Origin of the sequence: Salmonella sp. SAL00653, assembly GCF_046552515.1 — a bacterium.
Taxonomy (GTDB): Bacteria; Pseudomonadota; Gammaproteobacteria; order Enterobacterales; family Enterobacteriaceae; genus Salmonella; species Salmonella enterica.
In genome coordinates this window covers 85,201-111,734 of the sequence record NZ_JBGDTY010000012.1, presented here as the reverse complement: position 1 = coordinate 111,734, position 26,534 = coordinate 85,201, and the positions used below count along the sequence as shown (strand labels likewise).

24 protein-coding genes and 1 pseudogene are annotated in these 26,534 nt (G+C 55.4%); 10 read left to right on the top strand and 15 right to left on the bottom strand.

The window, feature by feature from the left end; translation table 11 throughout:
• Window positions 1-33: 33 nt before the first annotated feature.
• The 7 genes and pseudogenes from arnB to arnF all read left to right on the top strand — a co-directional run bounded on the left by arnB (window position 34) and on the right by arnF (window position 7,385).
• A complete protein-coding gene (gene arnB / locus ACLJRU_RS15030; RefSeq protein WP_011264334.1) occupies window positions 34-1,173 on the top strand; it encodes a UDP-4-amino-4-deoxy-L-arabinose aminotransferase in 1,140 nt (379 codons plus the stop codon).
• 2 nt (window positions 1,174-1,175) lie between these two features.
• The gene (arnC, locus tag ACLJRU_RS15025) at window positions 1,176-2,159 is read left to right on the top strand and encodes an undecaprenyl-phosphate 4-deoxy-4-formamido-L-arabinose transferase (RefSeq protein ID WP_000458893.1); all 984 of its coding nucleotides are present in this window, start codon (window positions 1,176-1,178) and stop codon (window positions 2,157-2,159) included.
• A pseudogene (gene arnA, locus ACLJRU_RS15020) lies at window positions 2,156-4,137 on the top strand (bifunctional UDP-4-amino-4-deoxy-L-arabinose formyltransferase/UDP-glucuronic acid oxidase ArnA). The gene arnC and the pseudogene arnA overlap by 4 nt, the downstream one beginning before the upstream one ends.
• The gene (gene arnD, locus ACLJRU_RS15015; RefSeq protein ID WP_000169768.1) at window positions 4,134-5,033 is read left to right on the top strand and encodes a 4-deoxy-4-formamido-L-arabinose-phosphoundecaprenol deformylase; all 900 of its coding nucleotides are present in this window, start codon (window positions 4,134-4,136) and stop codon (window positions 5,031-5,033) included. Before arnA ends, arnD begins: the two are co-directional and overlap by 4 nt.
• Window positions 5,030-6,676 carry a lipid IV(A) 4-amino-4-deoxy-L-arabinosyltransferase gene (arnT, locus tag ACLJRU_RS15010; protein WP_023235091.1) on the top strand — a complete coding sequence of 549 codons (1,647 nt, stop codon included), beginning with the start codon at window positions 5,030-5,032 and terminating at the stop codon, window positions 6,674-6,676. Before arnD ends, arnT begins: the two co-directional genes overlap by 4 nt.
• The gene (gene arnE, locus ACLJRU_RS15005; RefSeq protein WP_000579485.1) at window positions 6,673-7,008 is read left to right on the top strand and encodes a 4-amino-4-deoxy-L-arabinose-phosphoundecaprenol flippase subunit ArnE; all 336 of its coding nucleotides are present in this window, start codon (window positions 6,673-6,675) and stop codon (window positions 7,006-7,008) included. The genes arnT and arnE overlap by 4 nt, the downstream gene beginning before the upstream one ends.
• Window positions 7,008-7,385, top strand: a complete 378-nt coding sequence (arnF, locus tag ACLJRU_RS15000) for a 4-amino-4-deoxy-L-arabinose-phosphoundecaprenol flippase subunit ArnF (protein ID WP_000538694.1) — start codon at window positions 7,008-7,010, stop codon at window positions 7,383-7,385. The genes arnE and arnF overlap by 1 nt, the downstream gene beginning before the upstream one ends.
• A gap of 18 nt (window positions 7,386-7,403) precedes the next feature.
• Here arnF and pmrD read toward each other — a convergent pair whose 3' ends face one another.
• From pmrD to ACLJRU_RS14955, 9 genes are all read right to left on the bottom strand, one after another.
• On the bottom strand, window positions 7,404-7,637 hold the full coding sequence (gene pmrD, locus ACLJRU_RS14995) for a signal transduction protein PmrD (protein ID WP_023235093.1): 234 nt from the start codon (window positions 7,635-7,637) through the stop codon (window positions 7,404-7,406).
• A 97-nt stretch (window positions 7,638-7,734) separates the two neighbouring features.
• Window positions 7,735-9,102, bottom strand: coding sequence for an o-succinylbenzoate--CoA ligase (gene menE, locus ACLJRU_RS14990; protein WP_023235094.1), 1,368 nt, complete (start codon window positions 9,100-9,102; stop codon window positions 7,735-7,737).
• Window positions 9,099-10,061 carry an o-succinylbenzoate synthase gene (menC, locus tag ACLJRU_RS14985; protein ID WP_001255561.1) on the bottom strand — a complete coding sequence of 321 codons (963 nt, stop codon included), beginning with the start codon at window positions 10,059-10,061 and terminating at the stop codon, window positions 9,099-9,101. The genes menE and menC overlap by 4 nt, the downstream gene beginning before the upstream one ends.
• Window positions 10,061-10,918: a 1,4-dihydroxy-2-naphthoyl-CoA synthase gene (menB, locus tag ACLJRU_RS14980; RefSeq protein WP_000640013.1), complete on the bottom strand. Its 858-nt coding sequence runs from the start codon at window positions 10,916-10,918 to the stop codon at window positions 10,061-10,063. Before menB ends, menC begins: the two co-directional genes overlap by 1 nt.
• A gap of 14 nt (window positions 10,919-10,932) precedes the next feature.
• Window positions 10,933-11,691, bottom strand: coding sequence for a 2-succinyl-6-hydroxy-2,4-cyclohexadiene-1-carboxylate synthase (menH, locus tag ACLJRU_RS14975; RefSeq protein WP_000979141.1), 759 nt, complete (start codon window positions 11,689-11,691; stop codon window positions 10,933-10,935).
• Complete coding sequence (gene menD / locus ACLJRU_RS14970; protein ID WP_000116391.1) at window positions 11,688-13,358, bottom strand: 2-succinyl-5-enolpyruvyl-6-hydroxy-3-cyclohexene-1-carboxylic-acid synthase; 1,671 nt, start codon at window positions 13,356-13,358, stop codon at window positions 11,688-11,690. Before menD ends, menH begins: the two co-directional genes overlap by 4 nt.
• An 85-nt stretch (window positions 13,359-13,443) precedes the next feature.
• Complete coding sequence (menF, locus tag ACLJRU_RS14965) at window positions 13,444-14,739, bottom strand: isochorismate synthase MenF (RefSeq protein WP_000555674.1); 1,296 nt, start codon at window positions 14,737-14,739, stop codon at window positions 13,444-13,446.
• A 100-nt stretch (window positions 14,740-14,839) separates the two neighbouring features.
• Window positions 14,840-15,145: a stress response protein ElaB gene (gene elaB / locus ACLJRU_RS14960; RefSeq protein ID WP_001522308.1), complete on the bottom strand. Its 306-nt coding sequence runs from the start codon at window positions 15,143-15,145 to the stop codon at window positions 14,840-14,842.
• 54 nt (window positions 15,146-15,199) lie between these two features.
• On the bottom strand, window positions 15,200-15,661 hold the full coding sequence (locus tag ACLJRU_RS14955) for a GNAT family N-acetyltransferase (RefSeq protein ID WP_000568155.1): 462 nt from the start codon (window positions 15,659-15,661) through the stop codon (window positions 15,200-15,202).
• Between the two features lie 60 nt (window positions 15,662-15,721).
• Between ACLJRU_RS14955 and rbn the strand changes: the two genes are divergently transcribed.
• Together rbn and ACLJRU_RS14945 are read left to right on the top strand one after the other, a co-directional pair.
• A complete protein-coding gene (gene rbn / locus ACLJRU_RS14950; RefSeq protein ID WP_000419093.1) occupies window positions 15,722-16,639 on the top strand; it encodes a ribonuclease BN in 918 nt (305 codons plus the stop codon).
• 65 nt (window positions 16,640-16,704) lie between these two features.
• Window positions 16,705-17,706 (top strand): chemotaxis protein, encoded by a 1,002-nt coding sequence (locus ACLJRU_RS14945; protein WP_001540507.1) that lies wholly within the window; start codon window positions 16,705-16,707, stop codon window positions 17,704-17,706.
• A 40-nt stretch (window positions 17,707-17,746) separates the two neighbouring features.
• On the opposite strand, the gene ACLJRU_RS14940 is transcribed toward ACLJRU_RS14945, so the two are convergent.
• Entirely contained in the window at window positions 17,747-19,528 is a 1,782-nt protein-coding gene (locus ACLJRU_RS14940; protein ID WP_023235095.1) for a vWA domain-containing protein, read from the bottom strand.
• A gap of 459 nt (window positions 19,529-19,987) precedes the next feature.
• Between ACLJRU_RS14940 and ACLJRU_RS14935 the strand changes: the two genes are divergently transcribed.
• Window positions 19,988-20,155: a DUF1877 family protein gene (locus ACLJRU_RS14935; protein WP_223557573.1), complete on the top strand. Its 168-nt coding sequence runs from the start codon at window positions 19,988-19,990 to the stop codon at window positions 20,153-20,155.
• A gap of 377 nt (window positions 20,156-20,532) precedes the next feature.
• Here the strand turns inward: ACLJRU_RS14935 and nuoN are convergent, their stop codons facing one another.
• The 5 genes from nuoN to nuoJ all read right to left on the bottom strand — a co-directional run bounded on the left by nuoN (window position 20,533) and on the right by nuoJ (window position 26,531).
• Window positions 20,533-21,990, bottom strand: coding sequence for an NADH-quinone oxidoreductase subunit NuoN (gene nuoN / locus ACLJRU_RS14930; RefSeq protein WP_023235096.1), 1,458 nt, complete (start codon window positions 21,988-21,990; stop codon window positions 20,533-20,535).
• Window positions 21,991-21,996: 6 nt separating this feature from the next.
• Window positions 21,997-23,526 (bottom strand): NADH-quinone oxidoreductase subunit M, encoded by a 1,530-nt coding sequence (gene nuoM, locus ACLJRU_RS14925; protein WP_001540510.1) that lies wholly within the window; start codon window positions 23,524-23,526, stop codon window positions 21,997-21,999.
• 313 nt (window positions 23,527-23,839) lie between these two features.
• Entirely contained in the window at window positions 23,840-25,681 is a 1,842-nt protein-coding gene (gene nuoL / locus ACLJRU_RS14920) for an NADH-quinone oxidoreductase subunit L (protein WP_001056583.1), read from the bottom strand.
• On the bottom strand, window positions 25,678-25,980 hold the full coding sequence (nuoK, locus tag ACLJRU_RS14915; RefSeq protein WP_000612687.1) for an NADH-quinone oxidoreductase subunit NuoK: 303 nt from the start codon (window positions 25,978-25,980) through the stop codon (window positions 25,678-25,680). Before nuoK ends, nuoL begins: the two co-directional genes overlap by 4 nt.
• A complete protein-coding gene (nuoJ, locus tag ACLJRU_RS14910; protein ID WP_000393522.1) occupies window positions 25,977-26,531 on the bottom strand; it encodes an NADH-quinone oxidoreductase subunit J in 555 nt (184 codons plus the stop codon). The genes nuoK and nuoJ overlap by 4 nt, the downstream gene beginning before the upstream one ends.
• Between the last annotated feature and the right edge of the window lie 3 nt (window positions 26,532-26,534).

The following is a 26,534-nucleotide window of genomic DNA, read 5'->3' as shown; positions in this document are numbered from 1 at the left end:
GAAAAGCGGCTTTCAATGGCTGAAGGAAAAATGATGTCGGACTTTTTGCCTTTCTCCCGTCCGGCGATGGGCGCGGAAGAGCTCGCTGCCGTTAAGACCGTACTGGACTCAGGTTGGATAACAACCGGCCCGAAAAATCAGGAACTGGAAGCGGCATTTTGTCGGCTAACAGGCAATCAATATGCCGTTGCCGTCAGTTCAGCCACTGCCGGTATGCACATCGCGTTGATGGCGCTGGGCATTGGTGAAGGCGACGAGGTCATTACACCGTCAATGACGTGGGTTTCTACGCTAAATATGATCGTTTTACTCGGCGCGAACCCCGTCATGGTCGATGTCGATCGCGATACGCTGATGGTCACACCTGAACATATCGAAGCCGCGATTACGCCACAAACCAAAGCAATTATCCCCGTCCACTACGCTGGCGCGCCCGCCGATCTGGACGCTATTTACGCTCTTGGCGAGCGTTATGGCATTCCGGTGATTGAAGACGCGGCGCACGCGACAGGAACCAGCTACAAAGGTCTCCACATTGGCGCCCGGGGCACCGCGATTTTCTCCTTCCACGCCATTAAGAACATTACCTGCGCTGAAGGCGGTATCGTCGTCACGGATAACCCGCAATTCGCCGATAAACTGCGCAGTCTCAAGTTTCACGGGCTTGGCGTTGATGCCTGGGATCGACAGAGCGGAGGACGCGCGCCACAAGCGGAAGTCCTGGCGCCGGGCTACAAATATAATTTGCCCGACCTCAACGCCGCTATCGCGCTTGCTCAGTTACAGAAACTGGATGCGCTTAACGCTCGCCGCGCCGCCATCGCAGCGCAGTACCACCAGGCAATGGCAGACCTGCCTTTTCAGCCTCTGAGCCTTCCGTCGTGGGAGCATATTCACGCCTGGCATTTATTCATTATCCGGGTCGATGAAGCCCGCTGCGGTATTACCCGGGATGCTCTGATGGCATCGCTGAAAACGAAAGGCATCGGCACAGGGCTGCATTTCCGCGCCGCGCATACGCAAAAATATTATCGCGAACGTTTCCCAACGCTCACGCTGCCTGACACCGAGTGGAACAGCGAACGGATCTGCTCACTGCCGCTCTTCCCGGACATGACCGAGAGTGACTTTGATCGGGTCATTACCGCCCTTCATCAGATAGCAGGACAATAAGCATGTTTGACGCCGCCCCCATAAAAAAAGTCTCGGTGGTTATTCCTGTCTATAACGAACAGGAAAGCCTGCCGGAATTAATAAGACGCACCACCACCGCCTGCGAGAGCCTGGGCAAAGCGTGGGAGATTTTATTGATAGATGATGGTAGCAGCGATAGCTCGGCGGAGCTGATGGTTAAGGCGTCCCAGGAGGCCGATAGCCATATCATCTCTATTTTACTCAACCGTAACTACGGTCAACATGCAGCAATTATGGCGGGGTTTAGCCATGTAAGCGGCGATCTTATCATTACGCTGGATGCCGATCTGCAAAACCCGCCGGAAGAGATCCCACGTCTGGTGGCGAAAGCCGATGAAGGGTTCGATGTGGTAGGCACCGTGCGCCAGAACCGACAGGACAGCCTGTTTCGCAAATCGGCGTCAAAAATCATTAATCTACTGATCCAGCGCACAACGGGCAAAGCGATGGGCGATTACGGCTGCATGTTACGCGCCTATCGCCGCCCTATTATCGATACTATGTTGCGCTGCCATGAACGCAGCACCTTTATCCCTATTCTGGCCAACATTTTCGCTCGTCGGGCTACCGAAATCCCGGTGCATCACGCTGAACGTGAATTTGGCGACTCTAAATACAGTTTTATGCGTCTCATTAACCTGATGTATGACCTGGTGACCTGTCTGACGACGACGCCGCTGCGCCTGTTGAGCCTGCTGGGCAGCGTTATCGCCATCGGCGGGTTTAGTCTGTCGGTATTGCTTATTGTACTTCGCCTGGCGCTGGGACCGCAGTGGGCGGCGGAAGGCGTATTTATGCTCTTTGCCGTTCTGTTTACCTTCATCGGCGCGCAATTCATCGGTATGGGGCTACTGGGCGAATACATTGGTCGCATTTATAACGATGTCCGCGCCCGCCCCCGCTATTTTGTTCAACAAGTTATCTACCCGGAAAGCACGCCGTTTACTGAGGAAAGTCACCAATGAAAGCCGTTATTTTTGCCTATCACGATATGGGATGTCAGGGCGTGCAGGCCGTACTGGATGCCGGGTATGAGATTGCCGCGATTTTTACTCATGCCGACAATCCTGCGGAAAACACCTTTTTTGGCTCCGTCTCCCGGCTGGCGGCAGGATTAGGGATTCCGGTTTATGCGCCGGATAACGTAAATCATCCTATCTGGGTCGACCGCATCGCTGAGCTTGCGCCGGATATTATTTTTTCGTTCTATTACCGCAACCTGTTAAGCGAAGAAATTCTGCACCTCGCCCCGGCTGGCGCGTTCAATCTGCACGGTTCTCTATTGCCTGCCTATCGTGGCCGTGCGCCGCTAAACTGGGTTCTGGTTAACGGCGAAAGCGAAACGGGCGTAACGCTGCATCGTATGGTCAAACGTGCCGACGCCGGAGAGATTGTCGCCAGTCAACGCGTTGCTATTGCGCAGGACGATGTTGCGCTTACCCTGCATCATAAGCTATGTCAGGCCGCGCGCCAGTTGCTTAATAGCATCCTGCCCACCATGAAATGCGGCGATATACCTTCTGTTCCTCAGCGTGAGTCTGACGCTACATATTATGGTCGCCGCAGGCCGGAAGATGGCCTTATCGACTGGCACAAACCGGTTTCCACGGTGCATAACCTGGTGCGGGCGGTAGCCGCCCCCTGGCCCGGCGCGTTCAGCTATAACGGCTCGCAAAAATTCACTATCTGGTCTTCCCGAATTTGTCCGGATGCGCAAGGCGTGCTTCCCGGCTCGGTAATTTCGGTCTCTCCGCTGCGGGTCGCCTGCGCCGATGGCGCGCTGGAGATTATTACCGGCCAGGCCGGAGACGGTATTACTGTACAGGGCTCGCAGCTTGCACAGACGCTTGGTCTGGTGGCGGGCGCGCGTTTGAACCGTCCACCAGCGACCAGCGGTAAACGTCGCATTCGCGTTCTCATCCTCGGCGTCAACGGTTTTATCGGCAATCATTTGACCGAACGGTTACTGAATGAAGAGAATTACGAGGTCTACGGTATGGATATCGGCAGCAACGCCATTAGCCGGTTCCTGCTCCACCCTCACTTTCATTTCGTGGAGGGAGATATCAGCATCCACTCAGAATGGATCGAATATCATGTCAAAAATGCGATGTCGTACTGCCGCTGGTAGCAATTGCAACCCCGATTGAATACACCCGCAACCCGCTGCGCGTCTTTGAACTTGATTTTGAAGAAAACCTGCGGATTATCCGTTATTGCGTGAAATACCGTAAACGCGTGGTTTTCCCGTCTACCTCTGAAGTGTACGGCATGTGTACGGACGCCTCTTTTGACGAGGACAAATCGAATCTGATCGTCGGGCCGGTGAATAAGCCGCGCTGGATTTACTCCGTTTCCAAACAGCTTCTCGACCGGGTGATTTGGGCTTATGGCGAAAAAGAGGGATTGCGCTTCACGCTTTTCCGTCCCTTTAACTGGATGGGGCCGCGGCTGGATAGCCTGAGCGCAGCGCGTATCGGCAGTTCACGCGCAATAACGCAGTTGATTCTGAACCTGGTAGAAGGGACGCCGATCAAGCTTATCGACGGCGGTCAGCAGAAGCGCTGTTTTACCGATATTCGTGACGGGATCGAAGCATTATTCCGCATTATTGTGAATGAGGGCGATCGGTGCGATGGCAAAATCATTAATATCGGCACCCCTGACAACGAAGCCAGTATTCAGGAACTGGCGACGCTGTTGCTCGATAGTTTTGACAAGCATCCACTGCGCTGCCATTTCCCACCGTTTGCCGGTTTCCAGGTCGTCGCAAGCCGTAGTTATTACGGCAAGGGTTATCAGGATGTCGCACACCGGAAACCCAGTATCGACAATGCCAGGCGCTGTCTGGGCTGGGAGCCGTCTATTGCGATGCGTGATACGGTTGAAGAAACGCTGGACTTCTTTCTGCGCAGCGTAGATGTCGCGGAACGCGCATCATGACGAAAGTCGGTTTACGCATTGATGTTGATACCTTGCGAGGAACGCGTGAAGGTGTTCCCCGGCTGCTGGCGACATTGCATCGCCACGGCGTTCAGGCCAGCTTTTTCTTCAGCGTCGGGCCGGACAATATGGGACGTCATCTTTGGCGTCTGATAAGACCGCGATTTTTATGGAAAATGCTACGTTCAAACGCCGCCTCGCTCTACGGCTGGGATATCCTGCTGGCCGGTACCGCCTGGCCGGGAAAAAATATCGGCAACGCCAATGCCGGGATTATTCGTGAAACGGCAACATACCATGAGACGGGACTACATGCCTGGGATCACCATGCGTGGCAGACTCACAGCGGCCACTGGAGTATCCGCCAGCTTGAAGAAGATATTGCGCGCGGCATAACGGCGCTTGAGGCCATTATCGGAAAACCCGTCACCTGCTCAGCCGCGGCCGGCTGGCGAGCGGATGGGCGCGTTGTTCGTGCGAAGGAGTCGTTCAACCTGAGGTATAACAGCGATTGCCGTGGAACCACCTTATTCCGTCCGCTACTGATGCCGGGCCAGACAGGGACGCCGCAAATCCCGGTCACCTTACCCACGTGGGATGAGGTTATCGGCCCCGCCGTTCAGGCGCAGTCGTTCAATACCTGGATTATCTCCCGTATGTTGCAGGACAAAGGCACGCCGGTATATACCATCCATGCGGAAGTAGAAGGTATTGTCCATCAGCCGCTGTTTGAAGATTTGCTCGTTCGTGCACGCGATGCGGGGATCACCTTTTGTCCTCTGGGCGAACTGCTGCCGGCATCGCCTGAGTCTCTGCCGTTGGGGCAAATTGTACGTGGACACATCCCTGGCCGTGAAGGTTGGCTGGGGTGTCAACAGGCAGCGAGCGCCTCATGATGAAATCGATACGCTATTATCTGGCTTTCGCCGCGTTTATCGCGCTCTACTATGTTATTCCTGTCAACAGCCGCCTGCTCTGGCAGCCGGATGAAACGCGCTATGCCGAAATAAGTCGGGAGATGCTGGCGTCTGGCGACTGGATCGTGCCGCATTTTCTGGGATTACGTTATTTTGAAAAACCGATAGCCGGTTACTGGATAAACAGTCTGGGTCAGTGGCTTTTTGGCGCTACCAATTTTGGCGTGCGGGCTGGCGCTATTTTAACGACATTGCTGGCCGCAGCGCTGGTGGCGTGGCTGACGTTCCGCTTATGGCGGGATAAACGTACCGCGTTGCTCGCCTCCGTTATCTTTCTCTCCCTCTTTGCCGTTTACAGTATCGGGACGTATGCGGTACTCGACCCGATGATCGCGCTTTGGCTTACGGCCGGGATGTGTTGTTTCTGGCAGGGGATGCAGGCCACGACCCGAACGGGCAAGATTGGGATGTTTTTGCTACTGGGCGCAACCTGCGGTCTGGGTGTATTAACTAAAGGCTTCCTCGCCCTGGCCGTACCGGTGGTGAGCGTGCTGCCGTGGGTCATTGTCCAGAAACGCTGGAAGGACTTTTTGCTTTACGGCTGGCTGGCGGTCTTGAGCTGCTTTGTGGTTGTCCTTCCCTGGGCGATCGCCATTGCGCAGCGCGAAGCCGATTTCTGGCATTACTTTTTCTGGGTGGAGCATATCCAGCGATTCGCCATGAGCGATGCCCAGCATAAGGCCCCTTTCTGGTACTATCTGCCGGTACTGCTCGCGGGAAGTTTACCGTGGCTGGGGTTACTGCCTGGCGCGCTTAAACTGGGCTGGCGCGAGCGAAACGGCGCATTCTATTTGCTCGGATGGACGATCATGCCGCTTCTCTTTTTCAGCATTGCGAAAGGGAAACTGCCCACCTATGTTCTTTCCTGTTTCGCACCGATAGCGATACTCATGGCGCGCTTCGTCCTGCATAACGTAAAAGAAGGCATCGCCGCGCTGCGTGTCAACGGCGGGATCAACCTGGTGTTCGGGTTAGTCGGGATCGTCACAGCGTTTGTCGTCTCCTCATGGGGCCCGCTGAAATCGCTGGTGTGGACGCATATCGAAACCTATAAAGTGTTTTGCGTCTGGGGCGTCTTTACTGTTTGGGCGTTTGTGGGCTGGTATAGCCTCTGTCATAGCCAAAAATACCTATTACCCGCGTTTTGTCCGCTGGGACTGGCGCTGCTGTTCGGCTTTTCCGTCCCCGACAGGGTGATGGAATCCAAACAGCCCCAGTTTTTTGTCGAAATGACCCAGGCGCCTTTGGCATCAAGCCGCTATATTCTTGCCGACAGCGTGGGCGTCGCCGCCGGGCTGGCCTGGAGTCTGAAACGAGACGATATTATGCTCTACGGACACGCGGGCGAACTCAGGTATGGTCTTAGCTATCCTGATGTACAGAATAAATTCGTTAAAGCCGACGATTTTAACGCCTGGCTCAACCAGCATCGTCAGGAGGGCATTATTACGCTAGTACTTTCAATAGACAAAGACGAAGACATCAGCGCTCTTTCCCTTCCCCCTGCGGACAATGTTGATTATCAGGGGCGTCTGGTGTTAATTCAGTATCGGCCTAAATGATCGGCATCGTTCTGGTGCTTGCCAGTCTGCTCAGCGTTGGCGGTCAGCTCTGCCAGAAGCAAGCGACACGGCCATTGACGACGGGCAGACGCCGCCGTCACCTCATGCTGTGGCTGGGCCTGGCGCTGATATGCATGGGTGCAGCGATGGTGCTGTGGCTGCTGGTGCTACAAACCCTGCCGGTGGGAATTGCTTACCCGATGTTGAGTCTGAATTTTGTCTGGGTCACGCTGGCGGCCTGGAAAATCTGGCATGAACAGGTTCCGCCCCGCCACTGGTTGGGCGTCGCATTAATTATCAGCGGCATTATCATTCTGGGGAGTGCGGCATAATGGGCGTAATGTGGGGACTGATAAGCGTTGCGATTGCCTCCCTCGCCCAGTTGAGTTTAGGATTCGCCATGATGCGACTGCCATCGATAGCGCATCCACTGGCGTTTATTTCCGGGCTGGGCGCATTTAATGCCGCGACCCTGGCACTATTCGCCGGTTTGGCGGGGTATCTGGTTTCCGTCTTCTGCTGGCAGAAAACATTACACACGCTCGCGCTCAGCAAAGCCTATGCGCTGCTGAGTCTCAGTTATGTGCTTGTCTGGGTAGCCTCAATGTTGTTACCCGGTTTGCAAGGCGCTTTCAGCCTAAAAGCGATGCTCGGCGTATTGTGCATTATGGCGGGGGTAATGCTGATTTTTCTGCCCGCCAGATCATGATGGCTTGCGCGTCAATCGCTACCATTCGTCGCAGGAATAACAGCGTGCATCAACGATTTTTAAGGTCTGGTGTTTTTCCCGATTAATACAATACTGCGCATCCTGTAAAGGCGACAGGATATCGCCGGGACTCAGTAATATCATGGAATTCGCCTCGGCGATCATTTTTAGCGAACCGCCGCTATCGCACAGCACCAGAACATGGCACGCCCTCTTTTTGACATAATGCGATTTCTTAACCAACCATTCCATAGCGCCCCCGTTTCACGCTGATTGTTCATAACACGTTACACATCAACGGATAAACAAAACGGCAATAGCGATGGAATGGTTGTATATTAACCTAACATTAATTTTTACAGATCTTACACACCCACTGCTGGAGCGCACGGCGAGATATTTTAATCCCTCCGTTTTTCAGTTCTGACGGCAGCGTCAACCAGCGAACCGGCTGTTGAAAACGCGCCAGCTTATCACGGACCCATTCAGCGAGGTTCGCGTCTCCGGCCTGCGATGCATACTCCACAACCGCAACGGGACGATGACCAAACTCTTTATCTTCTACCGGCACGACGAAGGCTTGTTGCACCAGCGGATGCGCATTAATAACGCGTTCGACTTCCTCCGGCTGAATGCCTTCGCCGCCGCTAAAGAACAGGTTGTCCAGCCGCCCGGCGATGGTTAGCCTGCCGTGGTTCAGCTCGCCGCGATCGCGCGTGGCAAACCAGCCTTCGTCATTAACCAGCGGGATCAGTTTGCCATCACGCCAGTAACCTTCCGCCATACTGGCGGCGCGCAGCCAGACTTCATTATCGACGATTCTGATCTCTCTGCCAGGAAGCGGCGCGCCAACATCATCCGAACCATCGGCCTCTTTGGCGCATACCGTAGACGCGAACTCCGTGAGCCCATACCCGCACCAGCAGCGAATCCCTTGTTTGCTGGCCTGGTCGGTGAGTTCAACCGGAATCACCGCGCCGCCGAGCAAAACGGCTTTCAGCATCACCGCCGCCCGATTCGCCAGCAGCCGCCACAGCTGCGTCGGCACCAGCGAAGCATGAGTACACCCTGCCAGCATCTGCTCCAGCGGTTGCTTATCGCGTACCGTCATGCGCGCCCCGGCAAAGAGCCAACGCCACATAATACCCTGCCCGGATACATGAAACAGCGGCAGCGATAGCAGCCAGTCATCCTGAGGGCCAAACGGCATTAGCGAAAGCACCCCCTGCGCGCTGGCAAGATGCGCCTGGCACGTATGTACAGCCGCTTTTGGCAATCCTGTGGAACCCGATGTCAGCGTCATGGAAACCAGACGCTGCGGTTGCCAGGCCACAGCATACGCCGCTGTACTCTTTTGTATCTGCAACGCGGTTAATCCAGAAAACGCATTTTCGCCTTCCAGTGTCAGCGCAAAACGCAGCGTTAACTTCGGCACCAGCGCCTCCAGCAATGTCTGGGGCAACTGCGGGTTGACGGGCAGAACCCGCGCGCCGCACTGCATCAGCGCAAGCCATGCCAACAGAGTGCGCGGCTGATTCCCGGCGCGCAGCAGGACACCATCGCCCTCGCGTACGCCCTGCGCGGCAAACCCGCCCGCCAGCACATCAATACACTCACAGAGGGCGCGCCAGCTTAGCACTTCATCGTTCAGGCGCAGAGCGGGCGCCTGACTGCGAACCTGACGCCAGTGGCGCCACGGCCAATCCGTGAATGTCATAACAGTCGTTCCAGCTCCTCACGCTTCAGACAAGGCAACGCGCTACCGGGCCAGGGGCGAATCTGTTGCGCCTGCATCAGATGCAAGGTATCCAGTCCAGGCAGCGTTCCCGGCGTCAACCAGGCGGCAATCCGCGCCAGTTGCGTCAGGCCGAGGCTGGACTCGATCGAAGAGCTGATGACCGCCGTCAGTCCCAACGCATGGGCGGCAGCGACTTGCTCACGCACTTTATCAAGCGATCCGGTCAGCGTAGGTTTGATAACCACAGCCCTGACGCCCTCTTCGGCTTCAAAGGTGAAATCCGCTTCGCGCAGACTTTCGTCCCAGGCAATCGCGATGCCGGTTTCACGGGCAAAGGCGCGGGAATCATCCCGCGTCTTACACGGTTCTTCGAGAAAGGCGATACGAGCGCGGTAATCCGGATTAACATACTTTGCGAACTGTTGGGCTTTTAGCGGCGTCCAGGCGCGATTCGCATCCAGACGCAGATGCAGATCCGGGATCGCCTCCAGCAGCAAATTAACCACCATGCCGTCGCGTACCGCTTCATAAAGACCCACTTTGACCTTAGCGATTTTCTCGCCGGGCATATCGGCAAGCCGCAGCACCAAATCGTCAGGATCGCCAGTGCATAACGGCGCAGCGCGATAGTCCGCCGCCTCCGGCAATACGCCTGTCAGTTCCGCCAGCGCGCAGCTTGCGCCAAACGCGACCGAAGGCATCTCGGGTAATCCCTCGCTCCCCTGAAGCCAGTCGTTCACCCATGTTAGTAGCGCCGTCTGCGCCTCTTCCCACGTTTCCTGACTGAAGCCCGGCAGCGGAGAGATCTCTCCCCATCCCTCACGCTCGCCGTCACGCAGACAAACATACAGCCCGTCGCGAGTTTTTAACCGCCTGTCGCGCAGAACCACCCCCGCGTCCATGGGGATCTGCCAGCGGTATACCTGCGCGCTACGCATTATGGGTTCCGTTTGAATTTGCTGAAGTCAGGCTGACGCTTCTGGTTAAAGGCGTTACGGCCTTCCTGCCCTTCTTCGGTCATGTAGAACAGCATGGTAGCGTTGCCCGCCAGCTCCTGCAGCCCGGCCTGACCGTCACAATCGGCATTCAGCGCCGCTTTCAGGCAACGCAGCGCCATCGGACTGTTTTGCAACATTTCGCGGCACCAGCGCACGGTCTCTTTTTCCAGATCCGCCAGCGGAACGACGGTGTTAACCAGCCCCATGTCCAGCGCCTGTTGCGCATCGTACTGGCGGCACAGGAACCAGATTTCACGCGCTTTCTTCTGACCAACGATACGCGCCATATACGAAGCGCCCCAGCCGCCGTCAAAGGAGCCAACTTTCGGACCAGTCTGGCCGAAGATGGCGTTTTCCGCCGCGATGGTCAGGTCACACATCATGTGCAGCACATGGCCACCGCCGATGGAATATCCCGCGACCATCGCGACAACCGGTTTTGGACAGGTGCGAATCTGGCGCTGGAAATCCAGCACGTTCAGGTGATGCACGCCGGAGTCATCCTGATAACCGCCGTAATCGCCGCGCACCTTCTGGTCGCCGCCCGCGCAAAACGCTTTATCGCCTTCGCCGGTCAGAATAATCACGCCCACGTTGTCGTCGTAACGGGCATCCGCCAGCGCCTGAATCATCTCTTTGACGGTCAACGGACGAAATGCATTGCGCACCTGCGGACGATTAATGGTGATTTTTGCAATACCGTCGGTGGATTTTTCATAACGAATGTCGGTGTAACCCTCCGAGCAGTCGTGCCATTCTACCGGTGCGTAAAGCATTGTTTCATCAGGATAGATCATAGTGTGTCCTTTAGTCAGAGACGCAGAATCTGAGCCAGACTGTCTACCACGCCAGCGGGGTTTTCCCGATGCGCGTTGTGTCCGGCGTTACGAATAACATGGCATGTCGCCGCCACTTCCTGCGCCAGGGCGCGGAATTTGCTGTCGCGTTCGCCACATAAATAATAAAACGGAAATGCCAGCGCGTTGAGCGCCTCGCGTAAATCCGGCTGGGCGGCAAGCGATGTCGCCTCCAGCATCGCAGCCAGCGTTTCGCCGTTATTCTGGCTACGCAGCGCCGTCAGCGCCTGCCTTTGCTGCGCCGTCAGCGAGGCGAACACCGGCTGCTGATACCAGTCGTGAAAAACCTCAGTCAGGGGTTCACGACGAAAACGCTCTGCCCAGCGCCCGTCGGACAATCGTCTTTCAGCGCGCGCCTGTTCATTTTGCAGCCCCGGATGACCGCCTTCGACCACCAGGCCGCACAGGCCTGGTATTCCCTGGCAGGCTGCCATCATCGCCACCCGGCCGCCAAGGGAGTATCCCACCAACCAAAACTTTAGTATGTTGTAACTAATTAACGTAGCGCGCAGTAATCTGATGACATCGGCAAATCTGCCGACCGGAATAGCCGCAGATCCGCCATGTCCCGGTAAGTCAATATAAAGCCGCGAACAGCCGTGAAACTGTTCGCCAACTGGCTGCCATTCGCGGCAATCGCCAGAAAAACCGTGCAGGAAAACCAGCGAGGGCGCCCCAGGCTGTCCGGGCATGTGCTGCGCGTGCAACATCATAGATGGCTTACCTGAGCCAAAAGTTGCTGCAGCGTCTGCGCGCCATCCGTATCGTTTACCACCAGCTCAATCACCGTTGCCGCCGGGGTTCGCCACGCGCCAGCCAGCGCAGACTCCAGTTCTTCCCAGTTTTCCGGGCGATGATAGCGCAGGTTAAACATGGCGGCCGCATGGTCAAAATGGACGTTTTGCGGCATCAAATAAAAGCGCTCACGTTTGCTTTGCGGCGTCGGCAGCAGGGAGAAGATTTGCCCGCCGTTATTGTTGACCACAATCAACACAAACGGCGCGGATACCTGACGTAGTAACGCCAGCGCGTTAAGATCGTACAGCGCGGATAAATCGCCGACGATAGCCAGCGTCGATTTAGCGCTGGCGCGCTGCACGCCCGCCGCCGTGGAAAGCAGGCCGTCAATGCCGCTCGCCCCGCGATTGCTGTATACCGGATAGCCGGCCGGCAACTGTGACAGCGCGTCGATCAGACGCACCACCAGACTATTGCCCACGAACAATTGCCCCTGCTCCGGCAGATAGTCGCGGATACGGTGCGCCAGCTGCGCTTCGCCAAAGGTGTCTCGCTGGGCGACCACCCGTTGCCACGCCAGTTCCGCCAGACGCGGGATCTCTACACACCACGGTTTACGTTTTTCCGCCGGATGCAGTTCCAGCCAGTCGGCGATTTTCGCTACCAGTCTGCGTCCACGATGGTGCGCAGGGTCCAGACGACCTTCAATATTGTCGATTACCCAGTACTCTTCCGGCTCGCAGGTTGCCTGCCATTGCAGTAAGCGTTTTCCGGTAAGGCTACTGCCAAGCTGGACGACAATTTGCGCCTGCTGCAGTTCGGTCACCGCTTTGGCGTTGCCGAGCCACAGGTCGGCGCACGGCAGCGGCTGCCCGGTTTGCGACAATACGTCGCCAATTAATGGCCATCCCAGAGTTTGCGCCCACTGCGCCACTTTTTTGCCTTCTTCCGCGCTCATACGCCCGGCGACGACAACGCCGCGTTTTTGTCGCCAGAAGAACCAGTCGCGCTGTTTGTCGCTTTCCAGTCGACGCGCTTCGCGCAGCCAGGGTTTTTCATCCTGCCACCAGTCGCCGAGACGCTGCTGCCAGACCAGACCGGTGTCATTCATATCGCCATACAGCGGTTCGGCAAAAGGACAGTTAATGTGCAGCGCGCCCGCATGAAGCATGGCGAGCGCATTGTCGATGGTCGACACCAGCCAGCGCGCCGGAATATCCTGCGTGGGACGCGGCAACGACAAAGTTTGGGAGGGGTGCGAGGCAAACATCCCTGCCTGACGGATCGCCTGGTTGGCGCCGCAGTCAATCAGCTCCGGCGGGCGATCGGCGGTAAGTAAAATGAGCTTCTCGCCCGTCAGCCCCGCCTCAATCAACGCCGGATAGAGGTTCGCCACGGCGGTACCTGAAGTGACAATAACGGCAACCGGCTGTTGGCTGACTTTCGCCAGCCCTAACGCCAGATGACCAAGCCCACGCTCATCAAAGTGCGTATGGTGAATAAAAGCAGGATTCTCTGCCGCCGCCAACGTGAGCGGCGTGGAACGGGAACCAGGGGCGATACAAACATGCCTGACGCCATGACGGGTTAAGGCTTCCAGGATGACCGCCGCCCAGCGCCGGTTAAATGCACTTACTGACATGAGTTTGTCCGGTATCAATCATTGGGACTAAGTATAAAGAGCTGCAAAAATGGATTATTGATATGGGTCGGGAATATGTGACTCATTACGCATCCATCTGCAATAAGGTACGTAACCCGGCCGCTTTATTATCTATTTCCTGCCATTCCTGTTCCGGATCGGAGCCGCGGACGATTCCCGCGCCGGCATACAATCGCACCACATTGGCCGTCACTTTGGCTGAACGTAACGTCACGCAAAACTCACTTTGCCGCGTGGAGAGATAGCCTGCCGACCCGGCATACCATTCACGTTCGAACGGCTCATGTTGTTCTATAAAACAACGCGCGGGTTCACGAGGGATCCCGGCGACCGCTGCGGTAGGCTGTAACTGGTGCAGGCAGAGCGTGTCGTCCGCCTGATTAAGCGCCGTCCAGATACAGCGGCGCAAATGCTGTACCTTGCGCAGTCTGAGCACCTGCGGCGGCAGCACATCCAGCGAGTGGGTGCAGTTTTGCAGTCGCTGGCAGATGTCTTCGACAACCAGCATATTTTCTCGCTGGTTTTTATCGTCTTTCATTAACCATTCTCCAAGCTGCCAGGCTTTATGGTTATCCGGATGGTTCGCCACCGTCCCGGCCAGCGCTTCGGTACGCAGCGCCGTTTCACGCCGCCGCCAGAGCCGCTCCGGCGATGATCCCAGAAAGGCGGTATCGGCGGAAAAGGCCATAAAAAAGTGGTAGCAGTTGAGATTTAAACGACGACTGGACGCCATCATCGCGGCGGCATTGACCGGACGGGAGAATTGTAAGTCGGTGGCCCGCGCCAGCACAACTTTATCAAACGCCTCTTGCGCAATGGTGTGGGTGGCCTGCTGAATCAGCTTCACCCAACCGTCTTTGTCCGGCCAGTGTTGTTCGCTCGTGAGCGAAAGGCGTAGCGCCGGAACAGGCTTAATGCCGACCAGAGAAGCGAGAAACGCTTTCGCCTGGCGCGCATCATCGCGTAGCGAAACGTCACTGTGCAGATGTAAGCGTAAGGTCGCCGTACCACCGCTACGTCGCCACTCCAGCCGCGGCAGCAATAAGTAGCCCTCTTTCGGCTCGAACGCATTCAGCCCCCAAATACGCAGGTCAGGCTGCGCGTGCTGACGTAAAAACCGTTGCGCCAGATCGAGCGATGAAAATACGGTGATGGCCCCGAGAACGGCAGCTTCTTCGTCGCCATTGCGCTGTTGCCAGTAGAATTGCGGAAAGGATGACTGGCTGGCCAGCCAGCTCAATGCATCGAAGGCATCGTTTAAAGGGAAAGGCGCATCGAAAACGCAAAGCCCTGGCGTCGCCGGTATCTCTTGCGATAGCTGACGCGTCAGATTTTCCAGCGCAGTAGTAATAGAATGCACGCGGACCCTCCCTGTTAAAAACCCCACATTATACGGGGTACTGCCCTAAAAAAGCAGTACCTCATTTAGGGAGGGTTGCAATTCTGTTCAGTGGGGGGATTTAGCGCCGCGCCAGCAGCAGTCCAAGTACCAGTCCTACCGCCGCGCCTACGCCAATACCCTGCCAGGGTTTTTCATGAACGTAGTCATCCGCTTTATAAACGGCCTGCTTTGCCCGGTAATAATAGCTATCCGACGCATGGCTTACGCGGTTTTTCACCTCTTCCAGCGCTTGTTCCGCGCGGGCTTTCAGCTCAATGTATTTTTGATCGGCGGGATCGCCTGAGGAACGTAAAACCTCTTCCAGCGTTTCGCTGAGCAAAGTCAGATCATCATCAACACGTGATTCACCAAATTGATATGACATTCTCATTCTCCGTTGTGTTAACACCTGCTCCTAACTATAGTCAACGGTTTCGGTTTATGCCTGATGAACCTCCCGCGCCATTCCCCGGTGCGGAATGCCGTCTTCGTCATAAACATCGGTGACGGGAATAAAACCAAACCGCGCATAAAAAGGTTGCAGATGCGCCTGCGCCCCCAGATATAGCGGCTTATCCGGCCAGTGCCGCCCACAAGATTCCAGCGTTTTCGCCATTAATTGCTGGCCCAGTTTCGCCCCTCGCCAGGCATCGCTGACGATCACCCGGCCAATGACAACCGGGTCTGATTCGTTATCGCTTTTCAGAATCCTCGCATACGCCACCAGTTCATCCTGATGCCAGCCCAGAATATGCCGATTGTCGCCGACTAAATCATCGCCATCCACATCCAGGTAAGGACAGCGCTGTTCTACCACAAAGACCGCGCAGCGCAATTTGAGTAACGCGTAAAGTTGAGGAACGGTAAGTTCGCTATGGTGGAGATCCTGCCAGTCAATCATGATGCGCTCCTGTGTTGTGGTAATCTTGGGTTAAACGATAACCAAACGTGTATGGACAAGATGGAATTAATTTTTTTAGGTACGTCCGCAGGCGTTCCCACGCGCTCACGCAATGTAACGGCAATTTTATTACATCTGCAACATCCAACGCAGCCGGGAGTATGGCTTTTTGATTGCGGCGAAGGGACACAGCATCAAATGCTTAATACCGCGTTTCATCCCGGTAAGCTTGAGCGCATTTTTATCAGCCATCTTCACGGCGATCATTTGTTTGGCCTGCCGGGTCTGCTATGCAGCCGGTCGATGGCGGGGAACCCCCATCCGCTAACCGTATACGGACCTCAAGGCGTGCGTGAGTTTATTGCAACCACACTGCGTCTTAGCGGTTCATGGACCGATTTTCCGTTGCAAATTGAAGAAATTAGCGCAGGTGATATTCTTGACGACGGTCTGCGTAAAGTGACCGCGTTCAGGCTGGAGCATCCACTGGAGTGCTACGGATATCGCGTTGTTGAACATGACAAGCCTGGCGCGCTGAATGCCAGGGCGTTAAAAGCCGCAGGCGTTACGCCCGGCCCGCTGTTTCAAGCGTTGAAGGCAGGAAAAACCGTCACGCTTGCCGATGGAAGGCAGATCAATGGCGCCGACTACCTTGCTCCCGCCGTGGCCGGGAAATCAGTGGCGATTTTCGGCGATACCGCGCCCTGCGAGGCCGCCCTCGCGCTGGCGCAGGGTGTGGATGTGATGGTTCATGAAACCACGCTGGATGCGTCAATGGAGGAGAAAGCCAACGCTCGCGGACACAGCTCCACCCGTCAAACCGCGACGCTGGCGCGGGAAGCTGCCGTTGGTCGGCTAATCATGACCCATATTAGCTCACGCTATGACGATAAAGGCTGTCAGCGCTTACTGGCGGAATGCCGCGCTATTTTCCCGGCGACGGAGCTGGCTTACGATTTTTCTGTTTTCCCGGTTTAGCGCTCCATTTTTTGTCCTCATTGCCGATAACACTAAAAAAGGCAGGCTTTCATAATGAGGTTAGGATGGACAATTTTCAGAAAGATATTGATGACAGGGCCAATTTAACCCTGTCCAACCGTTTTGAACTGCTGTTATTCCGTCTTGGTACATCGCTGCATGAACAGAAGTCAGAGCTGTTCGGCATCAATGTATTTAAGCTGCGCGAAATCGTACCAATGCCCGCCTTTACGCGCCCGGCAGGCATGAAAGCGCCGCTATTGGGCATGGTCAATATTCGGGATCAGGTCATTCCGGTGATTGATTTGCCAGCGGTAGCGGGCTGCAAGCCGGAAACCGGGCTGAATATTTTGCTGATCACCGAATATGCGCGCAGCGTACAGGCATTTGCCGTCGAGTCGGTGGAAAATATTATGCGTCTTGACTGGCAACAGGTGCATACCGCCGAGAAAGCCGTCAACGGTCGCTACATCACCAGTATTGCCTGCCTGGATGACAACAAAGAAACCAACAACCTAGCGCTGGTGCTCGACGTTGAGCAGATCCTTTATGATATTGTCCCCTCCAGCCACGATCTGCGCGCCACCAATCTGAAGACCAATAAATTTTATATTACCCCAGGCGCGGTAGCCATTGTGGCGGAAGACTCCAAAGTCGCCCGCGCGATGCTGGAAAAAGGGCTGAACGCGATGGGAATTCCGCACCAGATGCATGTGACCGGCAAGGATGCATGGGAGAGAATCCAGCAACTGGCGCAGGAAGCGGAGGCCGAAGGTAAGCCAATTAGCGAGAAAATCGCGCTGGTCCTGACAGATCTTGAGATGCCGGAGATGGATGGCTTTACGTTAACGCGTAAAATTAAAACCGATGAACGGCTGAAAAAGATCCCGGTCGTTATCCACTCCTCGCTTTCCGGCAGCGCCAATGAAGATCATATACGTAAGGTGAAGGCCGACGGCTACGTGGCTAAGTTTGAGATTAACGAACTCTCTTCGGTCATTCAGGAAATGCTGGAGCGCGCAGCAACAAACAGCCAGGGACCACTGATCAGCCGCAAAAGCGCCTGACGTAACAGGGGATGCCTACAGTACAGGCATCCCCTGACGCTTAGTGAGACAAGCCTTCCGCCAGTTTTACCAGTTTAATAAACTCCGCGCGATAGCCTTGTCTATCTTCCCCGCGCGCCTGTTCACCCCATTTAATAATTTGCGGCCAGGTCGTATCTGCCAGCGTTTCTGAGCCACGCAGTTTTTGCCCGAAAGCCGCTACCGCCGCGCGGAAACGAAAATCTTCAGAGGCGTCAGCAAAGATCGGCATCTTTCCCATAACGACCGGGAACTCGGCTAATGTACTTTCGCTGCCCTGCGGCGCTTTCCAGCGCAATTTGATCCACGCCAGCTCGCTTGATTTTGTTGTCTTTGAGGCGGCTTTGTTCTGGGCGTAGCGCAGTTTATCCACCGAGGCTTTCTGCCCGTTAAGCGTCAGTTCAAAGAATAGCGTGACGTGTTTACCCGCGCCGATATCACCGGCATCAACCTTATCGTTATTGAAATCCTCGTCGCGCAGTTGGCGTTTTTCATAACCAATCTGCCGGTACTCAGTCACCCACTGCGGATTAAATTCGATTTGCGATTTTACATCTTTGGCAACGGTGACCAGCGTTTGATGCATCTCATCCTTGAGGACTTTTTGCGCCTCAGAGAGGGAGTCGATGTAGCTGTAATTGCCGTTACCCACATCAGCAATTCTCACCATCATGGCTTCGTTGAAATTGTCATCGCCGACGCCCAGCGTAGATAAGGTAATACCTTTCTCGCGCTCTTTTTTTACCAGCGCTTCGATGTCTTTGGGATCGGTAATACCGAGGTTAAAATCACCGTCGGTGGTCAACAAAATGCGGTTAACGCCGCCTTTGATAAACCCTTTTTCGGCCTGCTCGTAGGCTAGTCGTAATCCCGCTTCACCACCGGTACTCCCGTAAGCATCCAGATTATCAATTGCCGCTTTAATCGCGGTTGTGTTATTTCCCGCTGTAGACGCCAGCGCGACGTGAGTGCCGCCCGCGTAGGTCACAATCGTGATGTTATCCTGCGCACGCAGATCGTTCACCAACAGTTTTAGCGCCGACCGGATCAACGGCAGGCGTTCCGCTGGCTGCATAGAGCCGGAAGTATCAATGAGAAAAACCAGGTTGGCAGGTGGTAGATCTCTGGTCTGCATGTCCCGGGCCTGAACATCAACTTTTAATAGCGTACGCTGCGCGTTCCACGGCGAGGGAGCCAGTTCGTATTTAACCGCAAATGGCATCGGTATACAGGCCGCAATGGGTTTAGTGTTATCCTGCTTATCCGCAACGGGCTGAGGGGCGGGAAAGTAGTTGAGCATCTCTTCTACCCGCACGGCTTCCGGCGGCGGCAGTTGTCCCTGATTCAGAAAGCGCCGCACGTTAGCGTAGCTGCCAGTGTCTACATTCAGACTAAACGTGGCGAGCGGCGCCTGACTTACCTGTTTAATCGGATTTTCATCGTAGTGTTCGTAACGCGCGGTCCCCATTACATTACCGCCTTGTGCAGCGAACGCTTTTGGTGCCGCGGCACGTGTCTGCATTACATATTGCGGTGCTTCGGCTGTTGCCAGAGATGCCGCTTTGGCATCTGCCAGGGCTTTGGCTTCAGCATATTCGGCTGCTTTTTTCGCAGCCTGTTGGGCGGCCTCGGCTTGTCTTTTCTGGACAGTGTCATCCCCGGCCTGAGCGCTATTTTCTTTCTGGATAGTCCGCTTCTGTTTTAACTCAGCCGGATTATTTCCCTGCGGGTCGGAGGGCTCCGGCCCACAGCCCGAGAGAATAACCCCACCCAACAACAGCATTAATGTTTTTCCGTTAAGCATACAAATTCCTTTTCAATTATATTCGGGTAATTCTCTGCAGATGTCCTGCATTATATTCCGCTTTACTTTTATTATCAGCATGACGAAAGTAGAAAATAATTTTACCTGCGTTAATAGCCACCAATAATAAAAAAGATAATTATATTTTTGAGGTAAATAATATTTACGTTTAAGATGAACGGCTTAATCAGTTGCTGGCGTTCGACCCACAGATTCTGCGTGAAGAACACTATTTACAGGTGACCGATTTACCAAAAGTGAATATATAAGATGGGGGACTATCTGCACTGTGCCCTCGCCGATACTTCCTTTTACAACCCACCAAACAGCAATCCATTAAGCCGTGCAGACACTCACGTTATTGATGGAAAGATATTGTATGCCGCCGTCACATGAAATAATGAAGTGAGCGCGATCGGACGCCTTGAAAAACGCTGACAGAAATACGCTTCAGATCAAATTTTTCCCATTGAAGTCGATGAGATAGACATTTATCCGGGAAACGGGTCACGAAAACAGTTGAGAGAATTGTTCCACTGCCTGATGCAAGAAATGGACAAACTGCTGAGTTTTTATCAGCGATGCCTGAGAAATGACAGTCACGTTATAATTTTTATAGCGGAGTAATGGGCCATATGTTTAACACTTCGACAATTATTGTGAATTACCCATATGAAACCGCTGGCGCTTACGGAACCGCCCAACATCCGGCTCTTCGTTCGTCGGGACGTGTTGGGTATGAATTTGGGTTAGCTTCGCTCCACCCAACCTACGCCACTAATACAACGTTGATGCCGGATGGCGACTACGCCTTATCCGGCATCTGGTTCTGTGTTCGTTGAAAAAGTGTTGGGTTTCGGCTACGCCTCACCCAACGAGTCTATGGTCTCTATGCGTCACAGGTTTTCATAAGTTGGATGCAATCCAACATTTAGAGGCTCAGGTATTGCTCATCAGCCTCAACCGCCGATAAATCGGCGGTTATTGACATCATCAACGCGGCATTACATCAGCGGCATCGCCAGTTGCACAAGGCTAATCAGCGGCTGCGGCCAGACGCCCAGTACCAACACCAGCAACGCGGAGATCAGCACCACGATACCGCCTGCGCTGTACTGCCAGTTTGTCGGCGCGTCGCGTCCCGGTTGCTGCGGCGCGTGCAGGTAGAGACTCACCGCAACGCGCAGGTAGTAGTACAAACCAATCGCGGAACCCACCACCACGGCGGCGACCAGCCACCACAGGCTGGCCTGAACGCCGACCGCCAGCACGTAGAATTTGCCGATAAAGCCCAGCGTCATCGGGATACCTGCCAGCGACAGCATCATCACCGTCATCACCGCGGCAAGAACCGGGCGGTGCCAGAATAGACCACGGTAAGAGTACAGAGAATCCGCATCCGGGCCGCGGAACGGGCTGGACATCAGGCTGACCACGCCAAACGCGCCGAGGCTGCTGAACAGATAACCGGCCAGGTAAACGCCTACCGCTTCCATCGACATCTCGCCGCTCTGCAGGACAATCAGCGCCACCAGCAGATAGCCGAGGTGAGAAATAGAAGAGTAACCGAGCAGACGTTTGATGTTGGTCTGGCTCAGCGCCATCAGGTTACCGAAGATGATAGAGGCAAAGGCGATAATGCCCAGCACCACGCGTACCGCTTCGCTGTCGCCTACCGGCGCATAGAGGAACAGACGCATTACCACGCCGAAGATAGCGATTTTGCTCGCCGTCGCCAGGAAGGTGGAAACCGGCGCAGGCGCGCCCTGGTATACGTCTGGCGTCCACAGGTGGAACGGCACCAGAGAGAGTTTAAAGCCCAGACCGACAATCATCAGGCCAAAGCCCGCCAGCAGCAACGGCTCGTGCAGCATACCATCGCCGAGGCTCTTACCGAGCGCTTCGAAAGACAGGTTGCCGGACTGCGCATAGACCAGCGTCATCCCGAACAGCAGGAAAGACGAGGCGGCGGCGGAAAGGATGGTGTATTTGATACTGGCTTCCAGCGAGCGTTTCTGGCGGAAAGCATAACCAATCAGGCCGAACAGCGGCAGTGAGATTAGTTCAATACCAAGGAACAGCGCCGCCAGATGGTTAGCGTTCGCCAGCAGAATTCCGCCCAGGCTGGCGATTAACACCAGCAGGTAGAACTCTTCCTGGTTATCGTTATAGCCTTCCAGCCACGGGTAGGCAAAGGTACAGGTGGCGAGGCTCGCCAGCAGCACCAGCCCGGTGTAGAGCATCGCAAAGCCGTCAACGCGCATCAGCGGCGTGACGTCCATTGCCCCGGCCTGGCCGACAAACCAAAGCGAAACCAGAGCAGCGTTAAGCCCAATGACCGACAGCGTGGCATTGAGGAAGTGATTGCGTCGCCACGCAATGGAGAGCATCACAACCACCACCGTCAAGCCGACGATCAGCAGCGGTAGCAGCGCAATCAGGTGTTGTGGAGTTATTGTCATGGCGATTTACGGCCTTGTAGTAGTAACGGAATTAACAAACCACTGCTGGATGTTGCTCATCGCAGAATGCGAGGTATCCAGAATCGGCTGCGGATAGAAGCCAAGCAGTACCAGAAGCACCACCAGCAACAGAATGATAAACAGCTCGCGCAGCGACATCCCTGGCAGTTCTACACTGGCAATCTGGCTCTTCGCCTTACCAAAGTAAGCGCGATGCAGCATCGCCAGCGAGTATACAGAGGCGAATACCAGCCCAAAGGTCGAGATCACGGTAATCACCGGCACCACCTGGTAGCTGCCGAACAGAATCATAAATTCGCCGACAAAGTTACCGGTGCCCGGCATCCCGAGCGTCGCCACCGCAAAGAACATGGACAGCGCAGGCAACCATTTCATTTTGCCCCACAGGCCGCCCATCATACGCATGTCACGCGTATGCAGACGTTCGTACAACTGGCCACACAGAATGAACAGACCCGCCGCGGACAAACCGTGCGCAATCATCTGAATCACCGCGCCCTGGTACGCCAGCTGACTGCCGGTGTAGATAGCGATCAGCACGAAGCCCATGTGGGAAACGGAGGTATAGGCAATCAGGCGCTTGATGTCGTATTGGGTAAAGGCCATCCACACGCCGTAGAAAATGCCGATAACGCCAAGCCACATAGCGATAGGCGCAAACTCCGCCGACGCGTTCGGGAACAATGGCAGGGAGAAACGCAGCAGACCGTAAGCGGCGGTTTTCAGCAAGATACCGGCCAGGTCGACGGAACCGGCGGTCGGCGCCTGGGAGTGCGCATCCGGCAGCCAGCCATGCAGCGGAACCACCGGCATTTTCACCGCGAAGGCGATGAAGAAGCCCAGCATCAGCAGATATTCCACACCGTGGGACATCGGCGTATTCAGCAGCTCTTCATAGTTGAAGGTCCACACGCCGGTCGCGTTGTAGTGCACAAAGACCAGCGCCAGGATGGCAATCAGCATCACCAGACCACTCGCCTGGGTGTAGATGAAGAACTTGGTCGCCGCCGTGATACGCGTTTTCCCGTCAGAAGCTTTGTGGCCCCACAGCGCTATCAGGAAGTACATCGGCACCAGCATCATTTCCCAGAAGAAGAAGAACAGGAACATGTCGATGGCCAGGAACACGCCGATAACGCCGCCTAAGATCCACATCAGGTTCAGGTGGAAGAAGCCCTGATATTTTTCGATTTCTCGCCAGGAGCAAAGCACCGCCAGAACGCCGAGCAGGCCGGTCAGCACCACCATTAGCAGCGACAGTCCGTCGAGCGCCAGATGGATAGAGATGCCAAAACGCGGGATCCACGGCAGGACAAATTCAGATTGCCACTGTGGAATACCGGCGGATTGCGTCAGTGAGTAGCCGCCCTGCAACCACAATTGCAGACCGAGCGCCAGCGTCAGCCCCATGGTAATCAGCGCTATCCAGCGCGGCACCTTCACGCCAAAGCGTTCGGTCTGCCAGCACAGAAAGCCGCCGATAAAGGGGATTAATATCAACCAGGGTAATAACATAGCTAAGTATGTCCCTTATATTTACTCCTGCTCAGGCTATCTCACTCGTCAGCCCAAATCCTACCAGTGCTCACACAAAACGCAGCGCGTTTTGAACGTCCGTAAGGACGGCCCCGTAGGGGTGAGCTTCGCGAATCATCCTCACGTACTTCAGTACGCTCCGGTTGCTGTGCGCTGGCGGTATCCGGTCTGACTTCGCCGATGACGCCTGTACTTCAGGAACAGATTTTCAACGAATTCTAAAAATTATTTTTGGGTTTGTAGGCCGGATAAGCACTGCGCCATCCGGCAGTCGTTCATCCAGCCAACAAACTCAACGCAGTACCATCAACAGTGCCAGCACAACGACAGCGCCAATGCTCATGGATGCCACATACCAGCGCAAATAACCGTTCTCGCTCAGTACTAGGCCTTTGCCTGCAAAACGGGAAAGGATAGCCGGAATGTTCATCAACGCATTAAGCGGGTCGCGCTTCAGCAGCCAGGCGATACCGAGGAATGGCTTGACGAATACTTTGTCGTACAGCCAGTCAAAGCCCCAGGCGTTATACCACCAGGTCCCCAGCAGACGGCCCGGCGCGCTGTTGGCGATCGACGTCACCAGCGTGCGTTTACCCAGCCACAGCCATGCGGCAATCAGGATGCCGGCAATCGCCACTACGCCAGAGGTAATTTCCAGCGTCATGACGCGACCATACGCCAGTTCAGTTGTCTGCGGCAGCACCCCCTGCAGCGGCGGCACAATCAGCGCGCCAACAAAGGTAGACAGAATCATCAGGACAATCAGCGGCAGATGGTGGGTAATCCCCTTCCCTGCATGAGCATGAATTTGTTCTTTACCGTGGAATACGATGAAAATCATCCGGAAGGTGTACAGGGAGGTCATGAACGCGCCGACCAGACCTGCCACCATCAGATTGATATGGCCGTTCGCCATCGCGCCAGCCAGGATCTCATCCTTACTGAAGAAGCCCGCAGTGACCAGCGGCAGCGCCGACAGCGCCGCGCCGCCCACCAGGAAGCAGGCATACACCAGCGGAATGGACTTACGCAGACCGCCCATCTTAAAGATGTTCTGTTCGTGATGGCAGGCCAGAATGACGGAACCGGACGCCAGGAACAGCAGCGCTTTGAAGAACGCATGGGTCATCAGATGGAAAATCGCCGCATCCCACGCCTGTACGCCAAGCGCCAGGAACATGTAGCCAATCTGGCTCATGGTGGAATAGGCCAGCACGCGTTTGATGTCGGTCTGCACCAGCGCGGCGAAACCCGCCATGACCAGCGTAATCGCCCCGATAATACCCACCAGATGCAGAATTTCCGGGGTCATCAGGAACAGGCCATGCGTGCGTGCGATCAGGTAGACACCGGCGGTAACCATGGTGGCGGCGTGGATCAGCGCGGAGACCGGCGTCGGACCGGCCATCGCGTCGGCAAGCCAGGTCTGCAACGGTAGCTGCGCAGATTTACCGACCGCGCCGCCCAGCAGCATCAGCGTCGCCCACATCAGCATGTTGTTGCCGTCAGCAAAGTGCGCTGGCGCCAGCTCGACCATTTCGCGGAAGTTCAGCGTGCCCAGTTCGTTGTAGAGAATGAACAGCGCGAAGGCGAGGAACACGTCACCGACACGGGTCACCACGAAGGCTTTCATTGCCGCTGCGCCATTCTTCGGATCGCTGTAATAGAAGCCGATCAACAGATAAGAGCACAGGCCCACGCCTTCCCAGCCGAGGTACATCAACAGCAGGTTATCGGACAGCACCAGAACAACCATGCTGGCGATAAACAGGTTGGTATAAGCGAAGAAGCGAGAGTAGCCCTCTTCCCCACGCATGTACCAGGACGCGAACATGTGGATCAGGAAGCCGACGCCGGTGACCACAGAGAGCATGGTCAGCGACAGGCCGTCCAGCACCAGGTTAAAACCGATGTTGAAGTTACCGACCGACATCCACGTCCACAGCGGCTGGCTGAACGCCTGTTTGCCGTTGGCGAAGAAATCCATCCCGACAAACGCTGTCACCAACGCCGCCAGACCAACGGAGCCCACGCCAATGGTCGCGGAGAGATTTTCCGACCAGCGTCCGCGAGAGAACGCCAGCAGTACAAAGCCAATCAATGGCAGAATAATGGTTAAGGCAAGCATGTTCATCCACGCATCTCACTTACTGAATCGATGTTCAGGTTCTGGCGACGGCGATGGAGTTGCAGCAACAGCGCAAGTCCAATACTCGCTTCCGCAGCCGCAAGGCTGATGGCGAGAATGTACATCACCTGACCATCGGTCTGGCCCCAGTAGCTCCCGGCGACCACAAAGGCCAGCGCGGAGGCGTTAATCATGATTTCCAGCCCGATCAGCATAAACAGCAGATTGCGGCGGATAACCAGACCGGTTAAACCCAGGACGAATAAAATCGCAGCGAGGATCAGTCCATGTGTTAAGGGGATCATGCGCGCTCCTCCGTTTTTCTTTTTGCGCGGTCATCGGCGCGGTTGCTTAGCACTTCACCCGCACGCTCTTCACGACCGACGTGGAACGCCACTACCAGGCCTGCCAGCAGCAGCATAGACGCCAGTTCGACCGCCAGAACATAAGGCCCGAACAGCGTGATGCCCACCGCTTTCGCGCTAATCGGCGTGCCGTCGATGCCCTGGTCGTTAACGCCCAGAATGGCGTACACAATAACCGCCAGCATAATGGCCGACAAAACCGCCGGACCAATCCACACCTGCGGTTTCAGCCACTGGCGTTCCTGTTCGATTTCGCTGCCGCCGAGGTTGAGCATCATCACCACGAACACAAACAGCACCATGATGGCGCCTGCGTAGACGATAATTTCCAGCGCACCGGCAAAATAAGCGCCCAGCGAAAAGAACACCCCGGAAATCGCCAGTAGCGATATCACCAGATACAACAGCGCGTGTACCGGATTGGTATGGGTGATCACTCGCAGGGTCGCGAGGATGGCTATCAGGCCACAGATATAAAAAGCGAATTCCATTGC

Coding starts and splice junctions, on each gene's coding strand:
- nuoN (WP_023235096.1), bottom strand. CDS start 21,990: ATGACAATAACTCCACAACACCTGATTGCGCTGCTACCGCTGCTGATC.
- arnC (WP_000458893.1), top strand. CDS start 1,176: ATGTTTGACGCCGCCCCCATAAAAAAAGTCTCGGTGGTTATTCCTGTC.
- arnF (WP_000538694.1), top strand. CDS start 7,008: ATGGGCGTAATGTGGGGACTGATAAGCGTTGCGATTGCCTCCCTCGCC.
- ACLJRU_RS14940 (WP_023235095.1), bottom strand. CDS start 19,528: ATGCTTAACGGAAAAACATTAATGCTGTTGTTGGGTGGGGTTATTCTC.
- menC (WP_001255561.1), bottom strand. CDS start 10,061: ATGCGTAGCGCGCAGGTATACCGCTGGCAGATCCCCATGGACGCGGGG.
- arnE (WP_000579485.1), top strand. CDS start 6,673: ATGATCGGCATCGTTCTGGTGCTTGCCAGTCTGCTCAGCGTTGGCGGT.
- menE (WP_023235094.1), bottom strand. CDS start 9,102: ATGACATTCACGGATTGGCCGTGGCGCCACTGGCGTCAGGTTCGCAGT.
- menH (WP_000979141.1), bottom strand. CDS start 11,691: ATGATGTTGCACGCGCAGCACATGCCCGGACAGCCTGGGGCGCCCTCG.
- nuoJ (WP_000393522.1), bottom strand. CDS start 26,531: ATGGAATTCGCTTTTTATATCTGTGGCCTGATAGCCATCCTCGCGACC.
- pmrD (WP_023235093.1), bottom strand. CDS start 7,637: ATGGAATGGTTGGTTAAGAAATCGCATTATGTCAAAAAGAGGGCGTGC.
- nuoK (WP_000612687.1), bottom strand. CDS start 25,980: ATGATCCCCTTAACACATGGACTGATCCTCGCTGCGATTTTATTCGTC.
- arnB (WP_011264334.1), top strand. CDS start 34: ATGTCGGACTTTTTGCCTTTCTCCCGTCCGGCGATGGGCGCGGAAGAG.
- rbn (WP_000419093.1), top strand. CDS start 15,722: ATGGAATTAATTTTTTTAGGTACGTCCGCAGGCGTTCCCACGCGCTCA.
- ACLJRU_RS14945 (WP_001540507.1), top strand. CDS start 16,705: ATGGACAATTTTCAGAAAGATATTGATGACAGGGCCAATTTAACCCTG.
- nuoL (WP_001056583.1), bottom strand. CDS start 25,681: ATGAACATGCTTGCCTTAACCATTATTCTGCCATTGATTGGCTTTGTA.
- arnD (WP_000169768.1), top strand. CDS start 4,134: ATGACGAAAGTCGGTTTACGCATTGATGTTGATACCTTGCGAGGAACG.
- nuoM (WP_001540510.1), bottom strand. CDS start 23,526: ATGTTATTACCCTGGTTGATATTAATCCCCTTTATCGGCGGCTTTCTG.
- arnT (WP_023235091.1), top strand. CDS start 5,030: ATGATGAAATCGATACGCTATTATCTGGCTTTCGCCGCGTTTATCGCG.
- menB (WP_000640013.1), bottom strand. CDS start 10,918: ATGATCTATCCTGATGAAACAATGCTTTACGCACCGGTAGAATGGCAC.
- elaB (WP_001522308.1), bottom strand. CDS start 15,145: ATGTCATATCAATTTGGTGAATCACGTGTTGATGATGATCTGACTTTG.
- menD (WP_000116391.1), bottom strand. CDS start 13,358: ATGTCAGTAAGTGCATTTAACCGGCGCTGGGCGGCGGTCATCCTGGAA.
- ACLJRU_RS14955 (WP_000568155.1), bottom strand. CDS start 15,661: ATGATTGACTGGCAGGATCTCCACCATAGCGAACTTACCGTTCCTCAA.